The following is a 13,819-nucleotide window of genomic DNA, read 5'->3' on the forward strand; positions in this document are numbered from 1 at the left end:
TCCGGTGGTTGTTGTGCTTGGTGTAGGGGGGCTGCGGTGCGCGTCAGGCTGGGTTGCGCTTGCGGGTTCGCCGCAGCCCCAGCACACGCCAGGCCAGCTGCGCCAGCTCCTGCGCCACCTCGTCTTGCGACAGGCGGCCGTCAGGGCGGTACCAGTTGTAGAGAAAGCCGGGCAGGCTGCAGGCGGCCAGGGCGGTGATCTTGGTGTCGTTGAACTCGAACATGCCGTCGTCGCGGCCCTGTTCGAGCAGCGCGCACAGCCGGTCGTAGAAGTGGTTCGCCAGGTCCTTTTGCGCCGCCAGGTACTCGGGCCGGTACACCTGCGGCTCGCGGTACGGGAAGAAGGCCGAGGGGTGGTGCTCCAGCGTGGCGCGGATCAGCCGCTCGATGCCTTCCGTCACCTTCACATGGGCAGGCCGGTCATCGTCCGCCGCAAAGTCCATCGCAGTGAAACACGCCACGGCAGGCGCCCACGACAGCGTCTCGAAGATCTCCTGCTTGTTGCGAAAGTAGTAGTACACAAAGGGCTTGGTCACGCCCAGCTGCTGCACGATCTGCTCAATGGTGGTGTTGGCGTAGCCCTGCGCATCGAACAGCGCCTCGGCCGCGCGCAAGATGCGTTCGCGCTTCTCGTCCGACCCGGCCGTGGCGGCCTTCTGGCGGCCGCTGGCCTGCACGGGGGGCTGCTGGTTCATCGGTGTCCTTTGCGCGACGTTGGAGTTATACCCATGGGTAGCATTGTTCTACCGAGCGGTATATATTGGCAAGACGCTGGCGGGTGAGGGTGCTCAGAGAAAACCCTGAGTGGCCGCCAAGAACCAGCGATTCCAGACACCTCGGAGACAACGCCATGCCTTCTGCCGCACCGCAGCTGCCGCTGCACGAACACCTGCGCCGCCACGCGCGCGAAACGCCCGACCACATCGCCTACCTCTGGTACGGCCAGCCCCTAACGTGGGCGCAGCTTGATGCGGCCAGTGATGCATTTGCCGCGCGCCTGCAGGCGCTGGGTGTGGCCAAGGGCGAGCCCGTGGCACTGTTCATGAATAACTGCCCGCAGTACSTGATGGCGCACTACGGCATCCAGAAGATCGGCGCCATCGTCTGCCCKKGCRGSCCGCTSAACAAGGAGCATGAGCTGGAATACCAGCTCACCGACCTGCAGGCGCGCGTGATCGTCGCGGCCGATGTGCTGCTGCCCGTGGTGGACAAGGTGCGCGCCAAGACCGCGCTGCAGCAGGTGTTTGTGGTGCGCTATGCCGAGCTGCTGCCCGAGGGCACGCCCAGCATCGACGTACCCGCCGAGCTGCTGGCCATGCGCGCCGCCATGGCGCCGGTGCCTGCGGGCTGCGAAGACTTCCTGGCCGCCACCCGCACCGGTGCGCGGCCTGCGCCCGTGGCGCTGTCGATGGATGACATCTCGCTCATGACCTACACCTCGGGCACCACCGGGTTACCGAAGGGCGCGATGCTGAGCTACGGCAATGCCACGTTCAAGACCGCTGCATCGGCGGACTGCAATGGCATGACACCGCACGAAACGCTGCTGGCAGTGGCGCCGCTGTACCACATCGCCGGCATGGTGATGGGCGTGAACCTGCCGGTCTACACCGGCGCAACCGCCGTGCTGCTGTACCGTTTTGATCCATTGGGCGTGGCCCAGGCGCTGGAGCGCCACCGCGTGACCTGGTGGTACAGCATCGCGCCCATGAATGGCGCGCTCATGCAGGTGCCCGGCGCACGCGAGATGGACTGGAGCGCGCTGCGCCGCAACCCAGTCACCAGCTTCGGCATCACCTTCACCGAGGCGCTGGCCCTGCAGTGGCAGCAGTTCGCGCCGAACTGCATCTCCCACGAGGCGGCCTATGGCCTGTCGGAAACCCACACGGTGGACACCGCTATGCCGGTGGACGCGATCCGCTGGGGCACCCAGGGCAAGCCCGTGCCGGGCAACACCCTGCGCATCGTCGACCCCGACACCGGCGCGCCGCTGGCCGTTGGCGAGGTGGGCGAGATCACCATCCACGGCCCCGGCAACTTCCAGGGCTACTGGAACAAGCCCGAGGCCACGGCCAAGACCCTGCGTGACGGCTGGGTCTACACCGGCGAYATGGGCAAGMTTGATGCSGACGGCTATGTCACCTTCATCGGCCGCTTCAAGGARATGATCAAGGTSTCGGGCTACAGCGTGTTCCCCGARGAGGTCGAGACCMTSCTCATCAAGCACCCCGCCGTGGCCCAGGCCGCCGTGATTGGCGTGCCCGATGCGGAAAAGGGTGAGGTGGTGCGCGCCTTCATCGTCAAGAAGTCCGGCCAGGAGGTGGACGCCGCCGGCCTGGTGGCCTGGTGCCGCGAGAACATGGCGCCCTACAAAGCCCCGCGCGAGGTGCGTTTCATCGACGCACTGCCCGCCACGGGCGCGGGCAAGGTGCTGCGCCGCCTGCTGCGTGATATTGCTTGAATGAGTGAAAAATTGGCTGCCGGTGCTAGTTGAATATGCGCTGGCAGCTATAAAAAATAGAGCGACTGCCCCATGCCATCTTCTGTTCTGTTCACCAAAGTGCTGGTTGCCAATCGGGGCGAAATCGCACTGCGCACCGTGCGCGCCCTGCACGACCTGGGCATCACCAGCGTGGCCGTGTATGCCGACGATGACGCCACCAGCCCCCATGTCCACGCAGCCAGTGCGGCCGTGGCACTGGGCGCCACCGGCCCGGCTGCGTACCTGGACGGCGCGCGCCTCATCTCCATTGCGAAGGCGCAGGGCTGCGATGCCGTGCACCCGGGCTATGGCTTCTTGAGCGAACGCGCTGACTTCGCCCGCGCCTGCGCCGAGGCCGGGTTGCGCTTCATCGGCCCCACGCCCGCACAGCTGGCGCTGTTCGGTGACAAGGCACAGGCCCGTGCGCTGGCGCAGCAGCAGGGCGTGCCGCTCATGCCCGGCACGCAGACGGCGGTGACGCTGCAGGAGGCGCAGGCCTTCTTCGCGCAGCACGCCCATGCTGGCATCGTCATCAAGGCCATCGGTGGCGGCGGCGGGCGGGGCATGCGCGCGGTGGCGTCGGCCGATGACTTGCCCGCTGCCTACGCGCGCTGCCGCAGCGAGGCGCAGGCCGCCTTTGGTGTGGACGGCGTGTACGTGGAGCGCCTGATGGGCAACGCCCGCCACATCGAGGTGCAGGTGCTGGGCGATGGGCGCGAGGTGATCGCCCTGGGCGAGCGCGAATGTACGCTGCAGCGGCGCTTTCAGAAGGTGGTGGAGATCGCGCCCAGCCCTTCGTTGCCCGCGCCGCTGCGCGAGCGCATCACCGCTGCTGCGCTGGACATGGCGCGTGCCGTGGCCTACGAGGGCCTGGGCACTTTCGAGTTTCTGGTGGACCTGGCCTCCAGCGACTTGCCGTTTGTGTTCATCGAATGCAACCCACGCCTGCAGGTGGAGCACACCATCACCGAAGAGGTCACCGGCGTGGACCTGGTGCAGGCGCAGATCGCACTGGCCGCAGGCCGCACGTTGCGGGACATCGGCCTCGACCCTGCCGCACCACCCTCCGTGTTGGGCTTTGCCGTGCAGTGGCGCATCAACGCCGAGACGCTGGACGCACAGGGCAACGCCACCCCCGGCAGCGGCACGCTCAGCCGCTTTGACCTGCCCGCAGGCCCAGGCGTGCGCGTGGACACGCACGGCGCAGCGGGCGCTACGCCGTCGCCGCACTACGACACGCTGTTGGCCAAGCTCATCGTGCATACGCGCAGCCCGCGTTTTGCCGATGCGCTGCGCCGCTCGCAGCGCGCGCTGGCCGAGTGCCGCATCGACGGTGTGGCCACCAACCTCGCGCTGCTGCAGGCGCTGGCAACACGGCCCGAAATGGAGAGCCAGCAGGTGCACACACGGTGGCTGGAGTCGGTGCTGCCAGAGCTTCTGATTGCTACAAAATATATAGCTATTAAGGCAGATTCGACTAGCGCTATAGGGCAAAAAGACTTGCGTATTGCCTCTGAAGCGCCGGAAGGAGCCGTGCTGGCCCCCATGCCCGCCCGCCTGGTGCAGATGAGCGTGGCCGAGGGCGACGTGGTCGCCGCCGGCGCCGAGCTGGCCGTGCTTGAAGCCATGAAGATGGAGCATGTGCTGCTGGCCCCGCACGCAGGCCGCGTGGGCGCGCTGCTGGCCGTGGCCGGTGGCTACGTCGCGCAGGGGCAGCCGCTGCTGGTGCTGGACGCGGTGGATGAGGGGGCCGATGTCGAAGTGCAAGGCGGTACGGTACATGACCCGGACCACATCCGCGCCGACCTGCAACGCGTGATCGACCGCCACGCCTTCACGCTCGACGCCGCGCGCCCCGAGGCCATGGCCAAGCGCCACGCGCAAGGCGGCCGCTCCGCGCGCGAGAACATTGCCGACCTGTGCGACGAAGGCAGCTTCATCGAATATGGTGCTCTCGCCATCGCCGCGCAGACGCGCCGTCGCAGCAAGGAAGACCTGATTGCCAACACGCCCGCCGACGGCATGGTCACGGGCATTGGCGGCATCAATGGTGCACTGTTTGGCGACGAGAAATCCCGCGCCGTGGTCATGTCGTACGACGCCACCGTGCTCGCAGGCACCCAGGGCGCTCGCAATCATGCCAAGACCGACCGCATGCTCGGTATCGCGCTGGCGCAGAAGCTGCCGGTGGTGCTGTTCGCCGARGGCGGCGGCGGGCGSCCGGGCGACACCGACATGCCCGTGGTGGCGGGGCTGCATGTGCACACCTTCGCCAGCTACGCGGCGCTGTCGGGCCAGGTGCCAGTCATCGGCATCGCCGCCGGGCGCTGCTTTGCGGGCAACGCGGCGCTGCTGGGCTGCAGCGACGTGATCATTGCCACGCGCGSCAGCAACATCGGCATGRGCGGCCCGGCSATGATCGARGGYGGYGGGCTCGGCGKCTTCRMGCCCGAGCAGATCGGSCCGAGCCGCGTGCAGCATGCCAACGGCGTGATCGACGTGCTGGTCGATGACGAGGCCGGGGCGGTGCAGGCCGCGCGCCACTATCTGTCGTTCTTCCAGGGCCGCACATCGCAGTGGTCTGCACCCGACCAGCGCCTGCTGCGCGCCGTGGTGCCCGAGAACCGCCTGCGCGTGTACGACACCCGCACGGCGATGGCGGGCCTGGTGGACGACGGCAGCCTGCTGCTGCTGCGCACCGGCTTCGGTGCCGGCATCCACACGGCGCTGGCGCGCATCGAAGGCCGCCCCGTGGGTCTGCTGGCCAACAACCCGCAACACCTGGGTGGCGCCATCGACGCCGATGCGGCCGACAAAGGCGCGCGCTTCATGCAGCTGTGCAACGCGCATGGCCTGCCCATCGTGAGCCTGGTGGACACGCCCGGCTTCATGGTCGGCCCCGAGGTCGAAGCCACGGCCCAGGTGCGCCACGTGAGCCGCCTGTTCGTCACCGCCGCCAGCCTGCGTGTACCCACCTTCAGCGTGGTGCTGCGCAAGGGTTACGGCCTGGGCGCCATGGGCATGACGGCCGGGGGCTTCCATGCGCCCGTGTTCACTGTCGCCTGGCCCACGGGCGAGTTCGGCGCCATGGGGCTCGAAGGCGCCGTGCGCCTGGGCTTTCGCAAGGAGCTGGAGGCGCTGCCCGAGGGCGCCGAGCGCGACGCGCTGTTTGCCAAGCTGCTGGCCAAGTCCTACGCCAACGGCGAGGCGATGCACATGGCCGCCACGCTGGAGATCGACGCGGTGATCGACCCGGTCGACACGCGGGCCTGGCTGGCGCGGGGGCTGGCGTCGGCGCAGGTGGCTCCGCTGGGTCCACGTTGCATCGATACCTGGTGAAGCAGTACGGCACCTGGCACGGTGGTGCCTATCGGTGCATCAGGGCGAGCTTTGCGCCGAGCCCGACAAACGCGGCCGCAAAGCCGCGGCGCAGCCACACCAGCGCGCCGGGGCGCTGCAGCACCTGGTCACGAAACCGGGCGGCAAAGACGCCATAGCCCAAGAACACCACAAAGGTCATGGCCATGAAGACCAGCGAGAGCTGGACCATGCGCCACGCGGGCTGCGCTTCACCCGGTGCGATGAACTGCGGCAGAAAGGTGAGGAAGAACAGCGACAGCTTGGGGTTGAGCAGGTTGATCAGCATGGCTTCCGCGATACGCCCACCGGCTGTGCGTGCGGGTGCGTCAGTGCGAACCTCCAGTGTGGCGGGCGAGCGCCACGTGGCCCAGCCCATGTAGACCAGGTAGGCGACCCCCGCGTAGCGCAGAACTTCGAATGCCGTGGCGCTGGCGTTGAGAAGTGCGGCCAGCCCGGTGATCGCCGCCAGCAGGTGCGGCACGATGCCGAGCGTGCAGCCCAGCGCCGTCACGGCGGCGGCCCGCGCGCCGCCCGAGAGTCCGGCCGCCACGGTCAGCAAAGTTCCTGGCCCCGGCGAGACGACCACGATGAGAGAGGTGATGAGAAATTCGATGCCCATGGCGAGAGGCCGCGCGGCGGCGGCGTGAATTGGCGATGCCCGCAGCATCGGCCAACCCCCGCACAACGGTCTTGAACGAAATTGCAGGGTCCGGGCTGTCAGCCGCGTGTGCGGACGTAGGCGCCCGGTGTGATGCCAAAGCTGCGCGTGAAGAGGCGCGTCAGGTGGCTTTGGTCGGCAAAGCCACTGGCTGCGGCGACATCAGCCAGGGGCGTACCCGCACCCATCAGATGGCGCGCAAGCTGCAGTCGGCGCTGCAGCAGGTAGGCGTGCGGCGTCAGGCCCGTGGCCTGGGCAAATTGGCGCACGAGCTGGTAGCGGCTCAAACTTGCTGCATCGGCCAGTTGCGCGAGGCTCCAGGCCGCGGTGGGATCGTCGTCCATCATGGTGCGAGCCCTGGCGATGGACGCGGCGGATTGTTGGTGGCCCTTCGGCCGCAGCAGGCCGCTCAGCACCCGCAACAGGCATTCCTCCACATGCAACGCTGCGGCCGAGTGGTTGGGGCGGTGGGTGGCCGCGTCGAACAGCGCCAGTACCTGGTCCGCCAGCCGCGCATCGCGCATCGTCGGAGCATGGAATTCGAAGGCGGAGCCGTGCGGGCCCGGATGCACCTCTGCCGCCAATGGCGCCACCAGGGCGGGCTCCAGGTAGAGCATGCGCCAGGCGCGTCCACGCTCGTCCAGCGGCATGCCATCGTGGACTTCGCCGGGGTTGACCGTGATGGTGTCGCCTGGGCCCGATTCCACAATCCCCCGGCCGCTGGCCGATTTCTGCGCACCCCGCTCGATCACGCCGAGGCCGAACTGCAAGTGCATGTGCCTGCCGAAGACGAGGCGGGAGTCGGCCTGCATCGCTTCGATGCCGGGCAGTGCGGTGGGCAGGAATCGGAAGGGTTTTTGCTGCATGGCGCGCGGCCTTGGGGTGGCGCGGGGCCATGATAAGCTGACCTGATCGTCCCTTTTTCCTCCCTCAGTTTCACACGCGGAGACTCCTCTATGCCCGGCCTTTTGCCCGATATCGACCCCGATGGTTTGCTCGAATTTTCGGTGGTCTACACCGACCGCGCGCTCAACCACATGTCCAAGCGCTTCACCGGCGTGGTGCAGGACATCCTGGGCACGCTCAAAGAGGTCTACCACGCCCACACGGCCGTGCTGGTGCCCGGCAGCGGTACCTTCGGCATGGAGGCCGTGGCGCGCCAGTTTGCCAACAAGGAAAAGGTGCTCATCGTGCGCAACGGCTGGTTCAGCTACCGCTGGACGCAGATCTTTGATGCCGACAAGGGCTTGGGCGGTGGTTCCGTGGTGTGCAAGGCGCGCCAGCAGGGCAGTGGCCCGCAGGCGCCCTGGGCACCATGCCCCGCAGAAGAAGTCGCCGCCACCATCCGCGCAGAAAAGCCCAAGGTGGTGTTTGCGCCCCATGTGGAAACAGCCAGCGGCATCATCCTTTCGGACGACTACATCCGCACGCTGACGGCGGCTGCGCATGAGGTGGGCGCGCTGTTTGTGCTGGACTGCGTGGCGTCGGGCGCGATGTGGGTGGACATGCAGGCCACGGGCGTGGATGTGCTCATCAGCGCGCCGCAAAAGGGCTGGAGCGGATCGCCTTGCTGCGCCATGGTGATGCTGTCCGAGCGTGCCCGCCAAGCCATCGAGGGCACCACGAGCAGCAGCTTCTCGTGCGACCTCAAGAAGTGGATGCAGATTGCCGAGGGCTACGAAAAGGGCCAGCACGCGTACCACACCACTATGCCCACGGATGCGCTGGTGCGCCTGCGCGAGGTGATGGCCGAGACGCGTGAATATGGATTTTCCAAGGTGCGTGACGAGCAGATCGAATTGGGCGCCAAGGTGCGCGCGCTGCTCGAATCGCGCGGCTTCCCCAGCGTGGCGGCCGAGGGCTTCAAGGCGCCCGGCGTGGTGGTGAGCTACACCACCGACCCCGGCATCCAGAACGGCAAGAAGTTCATGGAAGTGGGCCTGCAGACGGCTGCGGGTGTGCCGCTGCAGTGCGATGAGGGGCCGGACTTCAAGACCTTCCGCATTGGCCTGTTTGGCCTGGAGAAGTGGCACAACGTGGACCGCACGGTGGACCACCTGTCGAAGGCGCTGGACCAGATTGCGGCGGCTGCCTGACACATTGGGGTCGAGGTCGGCGGGCGTGCCCGGATGAACGCCGAGACTGATAGCGCAACCCTCGCCTTGCGCCGGGCCAAGCGCCAGGCACTGGGCCTATTGCTGCTGGTGACGGCCGTGTTCATCGCCACCAGCGTGGTCGAACGCGGACTGTGGCTCAACGGTGTGAAAGCCATGGCCGAGGCCGCCATGGTGGGTGCGCTGGCGGACTGGTTTGCGGTGGTGGCGCTGTTCCGGCGCCCGCTGGGCCTGCCCATTCCGCACACCGCAGTCATCGCGCGCAACCAGGCGCGCATCGGTCGCAACCTGGCCACCTTTGTGCGCGACAAGTTCTTGGACGTGCCTTCGCTCGTGTCGCTGATCCGCCGGCATGACCCGGCCGAGCGGCTGGCGCAGTGGCTCACGGCGCCTGGCAACGCCACGCTGCTGGGGCACCAAGCCACGCGCCTGGCCTCGGCTGCGCTGGAGACGGTGCAAGACGCGCAGGTGGAGCGCTTCATCCACAAGGCCACGCGTGCCTTGATCGGGCAGGTGGATATGTCGCGTGCCTTGGCGGCGGTGCTCGACACCCTCACGCACAACGGCCGTCACCAAGCGCTGCTGGACGACGTGCTGGCCAAGCTCATCGAACTGCTGCAGAACGAGCAAACCCGCACCTGGGTCGCGCAGTCCATCGTGGCCTGGCTCAAGAAGGACCACCCGCGCACGGAGAAGTTGCTGCCCAGCGACTGGCTGGGCGACAAGGGCTCGGCCCTGCTGGCCCGCGCGCTGGAGAGCCTGATGGCCGATGTGGCCGCCAACCCGCAGCATGCACTGCGTGCGCAGTTTGATGTGGCGGTGCAGCGCTTTATCGAGCGTCTTCGCAGCGACCCGGAATGGGAGCGCAAGGGCGAGGAGATCCGCACATGGTTGCAGACCGACGCCACGGTGGCAGGTTATGTGCAGACCTTGTGGTTGGATCTGCGCGGCGCTCTGCAACGCGACCTGGCCGATGCCAACTCGGTGCTGGCGCGGCAGGTGGGCAAGCTGGGGTTATGGCTGGGCGAGTCGCTGGCGGGGGACGCGGCGCTGCGGCAGTCGTTCAATGACAGGCTGGAGCGGTGGGTGGAGGGGCTGGCGCCGGATGTGTCGGCGTTCATTGCGCAGCACATCGAGGACACGGTGCGGCGGTGGGATACGGAAGAGATGACGCAGCTGATCGAGCTGAACATTGGCAAGGACCTGCAGTACATCCGCATCAATGGCACCGTGGTGGGCGGGCTCATCGGGCTGGTGCTGTTTGCTGTGTCGCATGTGGGGGAGATGGGGCGGGCTTTGTGGGGCGGGTGAGGGCCGCTGAGCGCGGCGCAGCGTAGGACAAGAGGTGATGCCCCTGCCGCACCCCTCACAACAACCGGAACACCAGCGGCATCAGCACCGCCGCCAGCACCACCTGCAGCCCCAGTGCCAACCCTGCATATGCCCCCGCTTCGGCATGCACCTGCAGCGCATGCGCCGCGCCGATGCCATGTGACGCCGTGCCCAGCGCAAAGCCCCGCAGTGCCATGCCTTGCGCGTCGGTGGGCAGGCGCATCAAGCCAAACAACCAGCGCGCAGACAGCGCCCCCACCATGCCCGTCAGCGCCGCGAACACGGCGGCAAGGGCGGGCACGCCGCCAATTTGTGCGGCAATGCCCATGGCGACCGGGGCGGTGACAGATTTGGGGGCCAGCGACATCAGCACATCACCCGGCAGGCCCAGTGCCCAGCCCAGGCCCACAGCACTGGCGGCCGCCGCGCTGCCACCCGCCAGCGAGGCCAGCACCAGTCGGCCCCAACGCGAGCGCAAGGCCGCGCGGCGCTGCCACAGGGGCCAGCCCAGTGCCACCACCGCAGGGCCCAGCAGGAAGTGGATGAACTGCGCACCCGCAAAGTACGTGGGGTAGGCCGTGCCCGTGGCCAGCATGACGCTGGCCAGAATGGCCACCGACACCATCACCGGATTGGCCCAGGGTGCGTGCCCGGAGCGCACCGACAGTGCCTGTGCCAGCACATACACCACCAGCGTGGCCGTCAKCCCGAACAGTGGGGCTGAGGCCAGGTACACCCACAGCTCAACGAAGTTCGCCATGGTTCTCCTTGGGCTGCAAAAAACGCAACACCTGCGCCGTCGCCGCCATGCCAATCCAGGTGGACAGTACGATCACCGTCACCAGCTGCAGGCCATAGGTGCTCAGCAACGCGAGGTGGGTCATCACCCCCACGCCCACTGGCACAAACAGCAGCGACAGGTGCTGGAGCAAGAAGCCCGCCGCTGGGGCCACGGCATCCTGCACCGGCTGCCAGCGCAGCGCGAGCAGGAGCAGCACCATGCCGACGACCGGCCCAGGCACCGGGAGCTTTAAAAAGTGGGACAGTGCCTCGCCCCCCGACTGCATGAGCAGAAGAAAGGCCAGCCCTTGCAGCGCCTTCATGGCGGTCAAAAACGCGGCAGATCGGGGTGCTTGATCTGCCCCCCCCGCACCAGCATCTTCCCGTACTCCGCACACCGGTTCAGCGTCGGAATCACCTTGCCGGGGTTCAGCAACCCCGCCTGATCAAACGCGTGCTTGAGCCCGAACATCTGCGCGTTCTCCGCCGCAGAAAACTGCACGCACATGCTGTTGAGCTTCTCCACGCCCACGCCATGTTCRCCCGTCACCGTGCCGCCCATGGCCACGCTGGTCTCCAGAATCTCCGCGCCAAAAAGCTCGCAGCGGTGCAGCTGGTCAGCGTCGTTCGCGTCGAACAGGATCAGCGGATGCAGGTTGCCGTCGCCCGCGTGGAACACGTTGGCACAGCGCAGCTGGTATTTCTTYTCCATCTSCTGGATGGCCAGCAGGATGTCGGCCAGGCGCTTGCGCGGRATGGTGGAGTCSAKGCACATGTAGTCGGGGCTGATKCGGCCSSWGGCGGGGAAGGCGTTCTTGCGGCCGCTCCAGAAGCGCAGGCGTTCGGCTTCGTCGTTGCTGACCGAGATGGCGGTGGCGCCTGCAGCGCGCAGCACCTCGCTCATGCGGCCGATTTCTTCCTCTACTTCTTCGGGCGTGCCGTCGCTCTCGCACAGCAGGATGGCTTCGGCGGTCAGGTCGTAGCCCGCATGCACAAAGTCCTCCACGGCAGCGGTCATGGGTTTGTCCATCATCTCCAGCCCGGCGGGGATGATGCCGGCCGCTATGACCGCAGCCACCGCGTCGCCCGCTTTGCGCACATCGTCAAAGCTGGCCATGATGCAGCGCGCSASCTGSGGCTTGGGSAYSAGCTTGACSGTGACCTCGGTGGTCACGGCCAGCATGCCYTCGCTGCCGATCACGGCGGCCAGCAGGTCGTAGCCAGGGGCGTCGAGTGCCTCGCTGCCGAATTCGACGGGCTCGCCTTCCACCGTGAAGCCCTTTACCTTGAGCACGTTRTGCAMGGTGAGSCCGTAYTTGAGGCAGTGCACGCCGCCCGAGTTCTCGGCCACGTTGCCGCCGATGGTGCAGGCGATCTGGCTSSWSGGRTCAGGCGCGTAGTAGAGGTTGWAGGGSGCSGCSGCYTCRCTGATSGCGAGGTTGCGCACGCCRCACTGCACCACGGCCGTGCGGCTTTCGGGGTTGATGTCGAGGATGCGGTTGAACTTGGCSAGCGACAKCGTCACGCCCAKSGCRTGSGGCATGGCGCCGCCSGAMAGSCCSGTGCCCGCACCGCGGGCCACCACGGGCACCTGCAGCCGGTGGCACACCTGCAGCACGGCCTGCACCTCGTCGTAGGTTTCCGGCAGGCACACCACCAATGGGCGCTGGCGGTAGGCGGTGAGGCCGTCGCATTCGTAGGGCGTGGTGTCCTCGKYGTGCCAGAGCAGTGCGTGGGCGGGCAGCACGCGGCCCAGGGCCTGGACAACCTCGGCCTGGCGCGCGGCGCGTTCGGACAGGGCTACGGTGGGGTCGGCGGCAGTGTTCATGGCTGTCACTGTAGGGGATGGCTCGGTGCCCGGGCTTGAGCTTTTCTTCAGGGGATTGTGAAAAACACCGGGTTGCTCACCAATTGATAGCTGCTTGCGCTTGTTGGACAAGCGCTGGAGGCAAATTTTGCTTGAACCTGGTGGAGGCGGGCGCGGCTCGGGCAAGGGCAGCCGAGCAAGGGCCGCCCCGCAGCAAGGGCTGCGTCTCCCTTCCCGGCGTAGCCGAGAGAAGGGGGAAGGCGCCCAAGGCGACTCAGGGGGATACCTCTACTACGCCATGGTTTTGCGCAGCCACTCGGCAAACGCCGCGCATTCCCACCGGTCCATGGTGCCCGTGCGCCAGCACAGGTAGTGCGCGTGGGGGCTGGCGGTGTCGGTGTCAAACAGGCGCACGAGTGTGCCGTTCTCCAGCCAGGGCGCGCCCAGCTTCAGGCGTACCAGCGCCACGCCCATGCCGGCAGCAGCGCCGTCGCACATCAGGCCGATGTCGTTGAACTGCGAGCCCTCGCTGGGCTCAGCCCAGTCGAGACCCGTGGCAGCAAACCAGGTGCGCCAGGGCTCCAGCGGGCTGCGCAGCAGGGGCACGCCCTCCAGGTCTTCGGGGCGGTCAAAGGGCCCGTGCTCGCGCACGAATGCGGGCGAGGCCAGGGGCGTGACCACGTCGCGCGCCAGCTCCACATGCTCCACGTCGGCATAGTGGCCAGGGCCAAAGCGCACCATCAGGTCGGCGTCTTCGGCCACCACGTCCAGCAGCGGGATGGAGACCTGCAGCGCCAGGTCGATCTCGGGGTACGCCTCGGTGAACTGGCGCAGGCGGGGGATGAGGATGGTGCGCGCAAACGTGGGCGTCACGGCCAGTTTGAGCCGCCGCCGCCCGGGCGCGGCCGCCTGGCCGGGGAACCGCTGCAGCGCACCCAGTCCCTCGCGCACATGGGCCAGGTAGGCGCTGCCCTCGGTGGTCAGCGAAAAATCGGCCCGGCCAAACAGCCGCACGCCCAGGATCTGCTCCAGCTGCTTGACGCGGTGGCTCACGGCGCTGGGCGTCACGCACAGCTCGTCGGCCGTCTGCGTCACGCTGCGCAGGCGGGCCAGGGCCTCGAATGTCAGCAGGCACTGGATGGGCGGAATGCGCCGTGCAGCGCTGCTGAGGAAGGAGGACGGGGCTGCCGTGGCCATGGGAAAGCTGGACTAGCGGAAGATGACTGTCTTGTGGCCGTTCAGGATCACGCGGTGCTCGCTGTGCCACTTCACSGCGCGGGCCAGCAC

Annotated in this window: 11 protein-coding genes; 4 read left to right on the forward strand and 7 right to left on the reverse strand. The window is 67.5% G+C overall.

The window, feature by feature from the left end; all coding sequences use genetic code 11:
- Window positions 1-43: 43 nt before the first annotated feature.
- Window positions 44-694, reverse strand: coding sequence for a TetR/AcrR family transcriptional regulator (locus AC04MI_RS10245; protein WP_063459232.1), 651 nt, complete (start codon window positions 692-694; stop codon window positions 44-46).
- A gap of 155 nt (window positions 695-849) precedes the next feature.
- Here AC04MI_RS10245 and AC04MI_RS10250 point away from each other — a divergent pair, with 155 nt between their 5' ends.
- Complete coding sequence (locus AC04MI_RS10250; protein ID WP_476497733.1) at window positions 850-2,460, forward strand: AMP-binding protein; 1,611 nt, start codon at window positions 850-852, stop codon at window positions 2,458-2,460.
- Window positions 2,461-2,547: 87 nt separating this feature from the next.
- Window positions 2,548-5,820, forward strand: a complete 3,273-nt coding sequence (locus tag AC04MI_RS10255) for an acetyl-CoA carboxylase family protein (RefSeq protein ID WP_476497736.1) — start codon at window positions 2,548-2,550, stop codon at window positions 5,818-5,820.
- A gap of 28 nt (window positions 5,821-5,848) precedes the next feature.
- Here AC04MI_RS10255 and AC04MI_RS10260 read toward each other — a convergent pair whose 3' ends face one another.
- Both AC04MI_RS10260 and AC04MI_RS10265 read right to left on the reverse strand, forming a co-directional pair.
- Window positions 5,849-6,460: a LysE family translocator gene (locus AC04MI_RS10260; protein WP_121941772.1), complete on the reverse strand. Its 612-nt coding sequence runs from the start codon at window positions 6,458-6,460 to the stop codon at window positions 5,849-5,851.
- A 98-nt stretch (window positions 6,461-6,558) separates the two neighbouring features.
- Window positions 6,559-7,365, reverse strand: coding sequence for an AraC family transcriptional regulator (locus tag AC04MI_RS10265; RefSeq protein ID WP_260666025.1), 807 nt, complete (start codon window positions 7,363-7,365; stop codon window positions 6,559-6,561).
- A gap of 90 nt (window positions 7,366-7,455) precedes the next feature.
- Between AC04MI_RS10265 and AC04MI_RS10270 the strand changes: the two genes are divergently transcribed.
- Together AC04MI_RS10270 and AC04MI_RS10275 are read left to right on the forward strand one after the other, a co-directional pair.
- On the forward strand, window positions 7,456-8,595 hold the full coding sequence (locus AC04MI_RS10270; protein WP_436078232.1) for an aminotransferase class V-fold PLP-dependent enzyme: 1,140 nt from the start codon (window positions 7,456-7,458) through the stop codon (window positions 8,593-8,595).
- A gap of 33 nt (window positions 8,596-8,628) precedes the next feature.
- Window positions 8,629-9,924, forward strand: coding sequence for a DUF445 domain-containing protein (locus AC04MI_RS10275; RefSeq protein WP_436078233.1), 1,296 nt, complete (start codon window positions 8,629-8,631; stop codon window positions 9,922-9,924).
- 55 nt (window positions 9,925-9,979) lie between these two features.
- On the opposite strand, the gene AC04MI_RS10280 is transcribed toward AC04MI_RS10275, so the two are convergent.
- From AC04MI_RS10280 to AC04MI_RS10295, 4 genes are all read right to left on the reverse strand, one after another.
- Window positions 9,980-10,705 (reverse strand): LrgB family protein, encoded by a 726-nt coding sequence (locus AC04MI_RS10280; protein ID WP_476497734.1) that lies wholly within the window; start codon window positions 10,703-10,705, stop codon window positions 9,980-9,982.
- Complete coding sequence (locus AC04MI_RS10285) at window positions 10,689-11,048, reverse strand: CidA/LrgA family protein (RefSeq protein ID WP_436078235.1); 360 nt, start codon at window positions 11,046-11,048, stop codon at window positions 10,689-10,691. Before AC04MI_RS10285 ends, AC04MI_RS10280 begins: the two co-directional genes overlap by 17 nt.
- A gap of 5 nt (window positions 11,049-11,053) precedes the next feature.
- Window positions 11,054-12,553, reverse strand: coding sequence for an FAD-linked oxidase C-terminal domain-containing protein (locus AC04MI_RS10290; RefSeq protein WP_476497735.1), 1,500 nt, complete (start codon window positions 12,551-12,553; stop codon window positions 11,054-11,056).
- A gap of 270 nt (window positions 12,554-12,823) precedes the next feature.
- Window positions 12,824-13,729, reverse strand: a complete 906-nt coding sequence (locus AC04MI_RS10295) for a LysR substrate-binding domain-containing protein (RefSeq protein WP_056059867.1) — start codon at window positions 13,727-13,729, stop codon at window positions 12,824-12,826.
- Between the last annotated feature and the right edge of the window lie 90 nt (window positions 13,730-13,819).

This window comes from Acidovorax sp. LjRoot204 (genome assembly GCF_056175785.1).